The 2,155-nt window shown below is 64.6% G+C and carries 1 protein-coding gene; it reads right to left on the bottom strand.

What is annotated here, in order from left to right; genetic code table 11:
- Positions 1-560 precede the first annotated feature (560 nt).
- Positions 561-2,155, bottom strand: a 1,595-nt coding sequence (locus BBK14_RS12680; protein WP_198541256.1) for an ATP-binding protein, incomplete at its 5' end; no start/stop codon positions are given.

Below are 2,155 nucleotides of genomic sequence, written 5' to 3'. Positions count from 1 at the left end.
GCGTACTCAACCTCCTCGGAGTAGACCCGACCAAACCCCCGTGATCACGAAACGGGCAGGTCAAAGCATGAAAACCAAACGTGCGGAGTACAGGCTCGCAGACTCGTCGCGCAGCTACGCAGCGACACCCACATCCAGATCGAAGGCGCCGGGGATCAACCGCCCGATGTCGACTGAAGTCCATTGATTTGTTGGGTAATGGCGCATGGAGTGGTTTCTCCCAGGCGATATTCGGAGTCGATGAGAATTCCCCCGAGCGCCGCGCCTATGGTGGACCTTACGTGTCATTGGACGAACCGTCCGATCTTGGTCGAGGGCCCTGAGATCGCCGTTCGTCCGGTCGCGACAAGGCTGCTGACCAGGGACGACATCCCGTGAGTGCACGGGCGGACGGGTTTTGACCGTCCTCGAACAGGTGTTCCRAAATTCGGATCGGTCCCGCCTTCGCCGTCAGCCCGGTCACGGTCCGGACGATGGGTCGCCGGATCGCCCACACCGCCCCGAAATCCCGCTGAAGCCCCGCTTTACCCAAGGCCGGTACAGGGGCCCACGGAGAGTGGTCAGTCGCGGTCTGTGCCTTCGGAGTGGAAGAGCAGATCCTGGTAGGTGCGGCGGTATCGAACGTGTCTGCTCTTGAGGCTACTACCGACGATGTCGACCGAGCCTTCGTCCCGCATGATCTTCAGCCATCGTCGGATGGTCTGGTCGCTGAGACCGGTCCGTGTAACGAGTTCGGAGCGTGAGAGAGTCTCGTTTCCGAGGGCGACGAGCAGCTCCGGTCGGCGGTCGGCCCGAGAGGACTGGCCTTTCGTTGAGGTTGTTCGCCAGGACAGCTGGTATCTGGCCCAGCGGCGGGTTCCGGTCTGGGTGACGAGTTCGCGAGCGACCAGGTCCCGAAGCTCGCTGGTGGCGACACGGGAGTCGACGCCAGTCGCGTTGCGGTAGGCGCGATTGTCAAGGATTTCTTCCTGGCGTAGGAGCGCGAGGGCGACGCATTGGCTGTCGGTCAGGCCCTTCTCACCCAACCCGGTGATCCAAGCGACGGTCTCCTCGCCGAGCAGGGTGTGGTTGGGGAAGACGACGACAAAYGACGAGATCTTGTCGTTGAAGTCCGGTGGGCTCATTCCCGCGGCGAGCAGCGAGTCGAGCATGGCGCGGATGCCCGACCCGCGGTTTTCGCAGACGGTGCGGGTCTCGCCGGGCAGCGGGACATCTTCGAGGATCTTGATGAGGGTGGCGTTGCGGGCTGAGGAGACGCCTTCCTCGCCGAGACTGTCGACCGTGACAGGACCGAACAGACCGCCCGGATTACGGATCACCAGGCGGTCGGGGTACATCTCGACCTGGACTTGGGCGCCTCGAGCGCCCCCGGACAGGTCGCGGTGGACCAGTGCGTTGACGACGGCTTCACGCAGAGCGGTCTCTGGGTACTCCCAGACGTCCTGCCGACCCGCACCCCCGACGACAGCCCGACGAGACATGTTCCGGCGGACGGTGGCCAGCGTGTCGCGGACCATGACCGGGACCGGGCCTTCCAACGTCACGTTGTCCAGGAACCTCTCGGTGGACCGGCCGCCGGTCTCGGTCGGGTAGTGGACGAAGGTGACCATCAGCTGCGGGAAGTGCTCCTGCGGATACCTGCCCAGGGCGAGCAGGCCTCCCAGCGACGCCACGTCCTCGCCGCTGTCTCCAGTCACGAGCACCTTGGCGCGACGCAGCACAGCCAAGCGGTCCAAGTCCTTGAACGCGTAGGGCCTGCTGGTCCTCAGCCGGGCGACCAACGCATCGACCATGGCCGCATCCAGATGATCGAGACCAACGCCAGAGACTATTTGCTCGTCCTCACGAGGCTGACCGCGTGAGGAGAGCATCATCTGGACCTCGTAGGCCGACAGCCGACGATCACCGTCGCCGACCCTGACGTAGCTACCCTTGGTGATGCCGGCCCCACGCGAGTAGCAGGGCTTCCGCGCGGGATCGAGCTCGGGGACCTCGGCGACCAGGATCTGGGCGCCCTCGAAGTCGTGGACCTTGATCAACGGTCGGAGCGGCGGTTCCATGTCCTCGGAGCACATGGAACCAAGATCAGCCGCGAGCCTCGCCGGATCGGGAAGTCCCGTCGGCGCGAAGCCCTGGGTCTCGTCCAGACCAAGGA

Source organism: Parafrankia soli (assembly GCF_001854695.1).
Taxonomy (GTDB): domain Bacteria; phylum Actinomycetota; class Actinomycetes; order Frankiales; family Frankiaceae; genus Parafrankia; species Parafrankia soli.
Note: the sequence above shows the minus strand (reverse complement) of the source record. Positions and strands in the feature narration are given on the sequence as shown.